Origin of the sequence: Paenibacillus sp. TAF43_2, assembly GCF_052113545.1 — a bacterium.
GTDB lineage: Bacteria > Bacillota > Bacilli > Paenibacillales > Paenibacillaceae > Pristimantibacillus.
The window spans coordinates 1-6,695 of record NZ_JBFRDK010000252.1 but is presented as its reverse complement, the minus strand read 5'-3'; the positions used below and the strand labels follow the sequence as shown (position 1 = coordinate 6,695).

6 protein-coding genes and 1 pseudogene are annotated in these 6,695 nt (G+C 44.7%); all 7 read right to left on the bottom strand.

The genetic code is table 11. From position 1 onward, the window contains the following. A pseudogene (locus AB4Z17_RS30845) lies at positions 1–1,763 on the bottom strand (extracellular solute-binding protein); the annotation flags it as partial. Positions 1,764–1,799: 36 nt separating this feature from the next. Then, a complete protein-coding gene (locus tag AB4Z17_RS30840; RefSeq protein ID WP_441964104.1) occupies positions 1,800–2,909 on the bottom strand; it encodes an ABC transporter ATP-binding protein in 1,110 nt (369 codons plus the stop codon). Positions 2,910–3,007: 98 nt separating this feature from the next. Next, complete coding sequence (locus tag AB4Z17_RS30835) at positions 3,008–3,976, bottom strand: aldo/keto reductase (protein WP_441964102.1); 969 nt, start codon at positions 3,974–3,976, stop codon at positions 3,008–3,010. Positions 3,977–4,072: 96 nt separating this feature from the next. Next, positions 4,073–4,381, bottom strand: a complete 309-nt coding sequence (locus tag AB4Z17_RS30830) for a hypothetical protein (RefSeq protein ID WP_339204725.1) — start codon at positions 4,379–4,381, stop codon at positions 4,073–4,075. A gap of 25 nt (positions 4,382–4,406) precedes the next feature. Continuing rightward, complete coding sequence (locus AB4Z17_RS30825; protein WP_076269036.1) at positions 4,407–4,589, bottom strand: YezD family protein; 183 nt, start codon at positions 4,587–4,589, stop codon at positions 4,407–4,409. Positions 4,590–4,716: 127 nt separating this feature from the next. Then, a complete protein-coding gene (locus AB4Z17_RS30820) occupies positions 4,717–5,496 on the bottom strand; it encodes a nitroreductase family protein (protein WP_441964100.1) in 780 nt (259 codons plus the stop codon). Positions 5,497–6,303: 807 nt separating this feature from the next. Next, a complete protein-coding gene (locus tag AB4Z17_RS30815) occupies positions 6,304–6,627 on the bottom strand; it encodes a hypothetical protein (RefSeq protein ID WP_076269037.1) in 324 nt (107 codons plus the stop codon). Positions 6,628–6,695: the final 68 nt, after the last annotated feature.

Sequence of the window (6,695 nt, the reverse complement as noted above, 5' to 3'; positions counted from 1 at the left end):
TCTGCAAGCTGCTGCAGCTGATCCACATAATCCCTGCCGCGCTGAACCCAAATGTTCAGCTTCTTGTCGTCCAAATCGTTAAGGCTGTCCCTCGCATCGAAAGAGTAAATAAAGTTTTGAGCGCTGCCCCATAGCCGGCCAAAAAAACCAGCTTCCATTTTCGGAGCATCCGTCTTCTCAGGAATAATATAAACCTCATCCAGCTGCAGCGATTGCTTGAGCAGTGTATCGATAAAAGTACCGAATTTCTCTCTCATCGAAGAAATCTCTTCGACCTCATAAGGAATTTCTTCAGGCTTCTTAAGCAATGCTCGCAAATCCTTCGCTGATGTATCGAGTCCTTGACTGATTGAATCTTTGTTGCCGTTTGCTTTCACTACCCGCTTCGACAGTGACTCCATGACATCCGCTGCCAGCGCCATCTTGTCAGTCATCCCTGGGAAGTCCTGCTCCATGTTCCACGTACGATTGCGGTCAATGGTCTTCTTCGAGCTCGAGCCTGTAATCGTGCGCAAATCCCAGTCAATCGCATCCAAATGAGCGATCAGCTTCTCGACATCCACAACGATAGATTTAATAGGCGATTGTGTGACGGCTAGCGACAACGTATGTTGGCCCTTCTCAAGCTTAAGCAAATACGGATTCTTTTTTTCGTCCTGCAAAATCATTCCGTTCCAACCAGTATAATAAGGAAAGCCATACGCTAAAAATTGCTTAAACGGTACCTCTCCATCCACTCGAACGACCCGGTAGGAGGTTTTCTGAGCTATCGTATTTTGCAGAGCGCGAAAGCCTATTTTGTACAAGCCGCTCTCCGGCACCTCAAACGACCATGAGATTTCCTGATTTTGTTCAAGCCAGCGCGGACCGCCGACCGTATTGTAAATAATTCTTCCCGTATACCGCGGCAGCGTGCGTGAGTTTTTATCCGAAAATAGCTTTATTGCCGTATCATTTTTGCTCGTAAAATCCTCGGCTTGAATCGTCAATACATCGCCCGCAAGAGAAGGCATATTGGCATACGCAGCCTTAACTTCAGCATAATCAGGTATTTGCTTGCTCGGAACAAGCTTAATTTGCTCAAGCGCAACAGGGTCAAACCCTTGCAATCGAATGGTATGCGTTCCTTGTTCGAAATGCCATTGCAAAGGCTGCGCATATGCCCCTCCTGAATCCGTTAACGGCTTCTCGCTCCAGCCCGACACGTCAATCGAACGAGGACGAATTTCATCGCCGTCTGAGTTTTTCAGAATAGGACGCACATCCTCCCATGTCCGATATAAGGATATGGAAGAGGCTTCCCTAAACGGCCTTTCGCCATCTATCGTTACCTCCCACCCGATCGGTCCTTTTCTTCCATCCTTCAGAGGGTTATAAGAAACGTGGATTTCATACAGCGCACTCTCTGCAACGTCAACTTGATATTCAACCCATCCTGTGTTCCTTGTATTCCAAATCAGTATGTTTGATTTACCGTCGTAGTCGCCTGCTTTGATCTCCTCTTCATTCGATACACGAGATGGCTTCGCTGCATCCAGCTGAATTGAAGTTGTTGCATTGCTCAGCCCCTTCTCCTGCCATGCTGCCAGCGCATCGCTAAAATAAGGATCAACCTCATAATTAAATGTAGTTACGAGCTTGTCATATTGGACCGTATCGGTTTTGTCTCCAGATTCTGAGTTTACTGCCGCTCCAGCATTAAGCAGCCATGCTGCAATGACAATACTGGCACCATAGACAAGCCATTTCCGTTTCTTATTCATAAAGGTTAAGCCGCCTCCCTCCTTCGCAAATACCGATCATTCTGTAAATCTTTCACCCGTATCCTTATGAAAGAAATGAGCCTTCGATATATCAAGCTCTACTTTCACTTTCTCATTTTCAGAAAAACGATTATCGGGATCGACGCGTGCAATGAGCAGCTTCTCCTGTCCGATGTCCAAATAAAGAAAACGATCAGCGCCCATAAGTTCATTGTCCTTATAGGTTCCGGTAATAATCGTCTCCGAGAACAAGCCTTCCAGCTTTACATTTTCCGGCCTTATACCTAATATTACCGATTTGTTTAGTTGGTTATTTTTGCGTAAAATATCCTCCATCACTTCATTTAACTTCAATTGAAAACGATTCGTATGAAACTCTAATCGCCCCTGCGGATTCTCCTGCACGCGTCCATGAATGAAATTGATTTGAGGAGAACCTATGAAGCTCGCAACAAACGTATTCGAAGGTTTGGAGTAGATCAGCTCTGGCGTATCACATTGTTGGATGACGCCGCCCTTCATCACGACAATACGGTCCGCCATCGTCATCGCTTCCACCTGATCATGCGTAACGAATATAAAGGTTGTGCCTAATTTTTTGTGCAGCTTCGTTATTTCCATACGCATCGTTACTCTAAGCTTGGCATCTAAGTTAGACAACGGCTCATCCATCAAAAACAGCTTTGGGTCACGCACGATAGCTCTGCCAAGCGCCACCCGCTGGCGCTGACCGCCCGACAGCTCCTTTGGCTTGCGATTTAAATACGGCTCAATCTCCAGAATTCGGCTAGCATTTTTTACCGCCAAATCGATCTCATGCTTAGGAAGCTTGCGCATCCTCAGTCCAAACGCAATATTCTCGTATACACTTAAATTGGGGTAGAGGGCATAGTTCTGGAAAACCATTGAAATATCACGGTCCTTCGGAGGTAGCTTATTGACGAGCTGCTCTCCAATATAAATCTCACCTTCGGAAATTTCTTCAAGCCCCGCAATCATTCTTAATGTCGTCGATTTGCCGCAGCCGGAAGGACCGACGAATACGATAAATTCCTTATCTTTAATTTCCAGCTGAAAATCCTGCACTACCGCGTGCTTGTCTTTGCCATATCTTTTGTATAGATGATTAATCGTTACTCCCGCCATGCTTACCGCCTCCCATCCGAACTTGATAAAAAAATGAGGATATCACGCACTGCTCTGATATCCTCCATTGATACGGTAGAATGTATTTAATTATAGAATCAGCTCGGAATGGCTTCTTTTGCCGGCTCCAAATTGGAGGTTGCTTCATCGGCCTTCGCCAGTTCCTCAGCGCTTAGTTTAACATCCCAGCTTTTTGCAGCTTCCGTAATATGCTCAAGCTTCGAAGCGCCTAGAATTGCCGATGTAATGCCAGGACGACTCAGTACCCAAGACAATGCGTATTGCGCTTGAGTAAGGCCTTTTTCTTCCGCCAAAGGTCTAATCGCCTCAGCAACTGGAATTGCATTTTTCTTCAAAAGCTCCTCCAGCCTTTGCTCGCCTGCCGCAAGCCGTGATCCTTCAGGCGGCGCTTCTCCAACCCGGTACTTGCCAGAGAGTATTCCTCTGCCAAGCGGACTATAAACGATAACGCCAACTTGCTCCGATTGCACAAAAGGTATAATTTCCTTCTCAATCTCACGCGAGATGATGCTGTATTCCGGTTGGAGACTTTCGAAGCGATGCAAGCTGTGCAGCGCGCTTATACCGTGAGCCTTCGCAAGCTGCCATGCAGCAAAATTTGAAGCGCCTATGTATCTTACTTTCCCCTGACGCACAAGATCATCTAAAGMTCGAAGCGTTTCTTCAAGGGGGGTATTAGGATCAAATCGATGTACCTGATACAGATCCAAATAATCGGTCTTCAACCTTTTTAAGCTGTCTTCAACAGCCTTGTAAATATGATAGCGGCTTTGCCCCGAATCATTTACCCCTTCGCCTACGCGGCCATGAACTTTGGTTGCCAGCACGATTTGGTGACGCCTTTCTTTTAACAAATTGCCCAGTATACGTTCCGACTCGCCTTCCCCGTATACATTAGCAGTGTCAACGAGGTTAATGCCATGATCCAGCGCTGCATCCAAAATCGCAGCAGATGCCTCCTCATCAATCCATCTTCCAAACGCCATCGTACCTAAGCTCACCTCAGATACTTGCAGTCCTGTTCTTCCTAATTTGCGATATTCCATGTTCGTTATCCTCCTCAAATTTTGTACAAAAAAAAACCGGAGACAGGTTTTGCATGTGCAAAATGTCTCCGGTTTTCCGGTCGAATATATTCATTATTAGTATGCGGCCAATGCTCTTATTACCGGAACTTCGTGTTCAGCAGCAAATTGGCTAAGCTGAGCGACCAAATTCCCTTTGCCAAAAGATAAATACTTATGGCCTTCTTCCGCCTGCAGCTTGATCATGTGATCTAGAAACTGAATAATCATCTTCCGCCGGCCTTTAATTCCAGCATAACCGTTGTCATACAGCCATTGATCAATGGTATTGTAGACACCGCGGTTCAGCCGATACATTTGCAAGCAGTAATGATGAAAGGCAAGATCCGGCCATTCATATAAACTGGAGCTCCTATCGTTCTTCATACGCATCCTCTCCACTTATAAACGGTTATCTTTGCTTGCGAGCAGCAGATGGCAGCTTCTCCACCTCGTAACGGCTGCGCTCCGTCCGATCAATTTGTACAATTTGACCATTATGAATCGTAATTTGAACGATGCCATATTGAACGCCTGCCAATTGATCCTGTATTCGCTTCAACCATTCATCAGCAACCTCAACCGTTCTGGACATATTCAACATCCTCTCCAAATTTATGAGTGTTTTCAAACTAAATGTATAAGTGCCATCAAACTAAATTTATTAATGCTATCAAACTAAATGCATGGTCACACGGGTTTCCAGAAATGCGATTAGCCGTTTAATTTACCTTAACCTCCAACAGACTCTCAGCTAAAGGACGACGTCCATTCGGAATTTCTTTATCGCGAAACTTTTCATCGAGCGTATCAAGTCCTCCACGATGACCGAGTGCAATGACGGCATGCAGCGCAATATGTTCGGGTACTTCTAAAATCTTGCGTGCTTCCGCTCGGTCAAATCCGCCAACGGCACGAGTCGATAGACCAAGCAGCCTCGCTTGCAGCGCCAAAGTTGCCCAAGCAGCTCCTGTATCGAAAGCATGCGACACATTCGGATTGCCATCTTGCTTAACCGCTTCAGAAGCTAGAAGCAGCAGCACGGGTGCGTGGTCTGTCCACAAGCGGTTGCCAGGCACGATGAACTTGCGGAACTGCTCATGCTCGGCTTCTTCCCTTGCCACGTAAAATCTCCAAGGCTGCAAGTTGCTGGACGATGGCGCCCATCTTGCAGCTTCCAAAACCGTATAAAGCTCTTCATCGCTCACAAGCTGCTCCGAGTAGGATCGTGGCGACCATCGATTCAGAATAAGCGGGTGTACAGGATAATCAGGGCTTCTTGCATCGGCAACCTCTTTACTGTATTGCTGCTCAAGTGACTGAGCATTAGCTCCAAAACCAACATGACTCACTATCCCCATCTCCTCTTCCTTTGAATAAAAAGAAGGCGCACGACAACCGATTCGGCATTCGGTTGGCATGCGCCTCCAGTTTTCTAGCGAGCGCGACTTGCAATCAAATACAGCGAAACCATTGCCATGAATGACGATGCAAGTTGTCATTATTCATTTCCGACTAATTCAATAGGATAAATTAAATTTAACATGATGTTTTCCATCCGTCAACACTTATCCGTCTAATTTCCACGACTCTTTTTTACAAATTGGCGCCACGCTTTCGCTGCTGCCAAGGTCAAGCTTGCTTCGCCACTCGTTACTAAGCTCCCTACGCCAACTGAAAATTCCCACGCTGAATTCGCTCATATATTACCGAAATCCTTTTACTAACTGGATTCTTCGTATGAATTTCCCCATGATACGAAACTCACTATACTAACTCGATTCTTCACACGGGATTTCCCCTCAATTGGTACGAGAATCCCTACGCTAACTCGATTTTTACGCGGGATTCACGCAAATGTTACCCAAACCCTTTACTAAATCAATTCTTCACACGTAATTTCCTTCAATTGATACGAGAATCCCTACGCTAACGGGAATTTCTCCTGTTAATTCATCAAAAACGGGCTAATTTAACTAATTACATGGAAATTCTCCCGTTAATTTTCTTCATATTCCTGAATTAGAGCTTATTTCGCCAAATTAACGGGAGGTTTTCCTGTTAGTTGAGCATTTGACTTATAAAATGAGAAATTAACAGGAGGTTTTCCTGTTCGTAGATACGAATACTCAAAACACGATTAACCTTACACATACTCATTATCGAGCAAATCTGCCCATTCAAAAAAAGCCTCCCCACCCACTAAAACCGTGGATTAGGAAGCTTCTTTATCGTTCCCTCTGAAGAACGATTGCATTTTTGTAAATATCCAATTAGTCATGATACAAAAAATGAAAACTGCTTTTAAATTAATAAGCTTCCCCTTCGTCTCCCTGCACTATCGCTTGTAATTCAGTCGCAATTTCTTTCATCTTATCCATTACTTCCCCTTCAGCCTCAGGGACTGTTATCCTACCTTTTGAATAACTAAATGGTACTTTAATGTCTTCATATGACCAAATGAAAAACTCTCCATCAATTGAAATATTGAAAGGACCGGCAATAGAAAACAGATTCGAATATTCAAAGTCTTTTTTCGCAGCAAAATAGGTTTTTAACTCTTCCAATGTTATTGGATTATCCGCGCTATCTGTCCAATGATTTGCTCTCGTAATATGAATATCATAACTCATCTCATGATTTCCCCCTTTTTAATAAAAATTTTCACCAAAATATGTTGAGACTCAGACTACTCTACTTC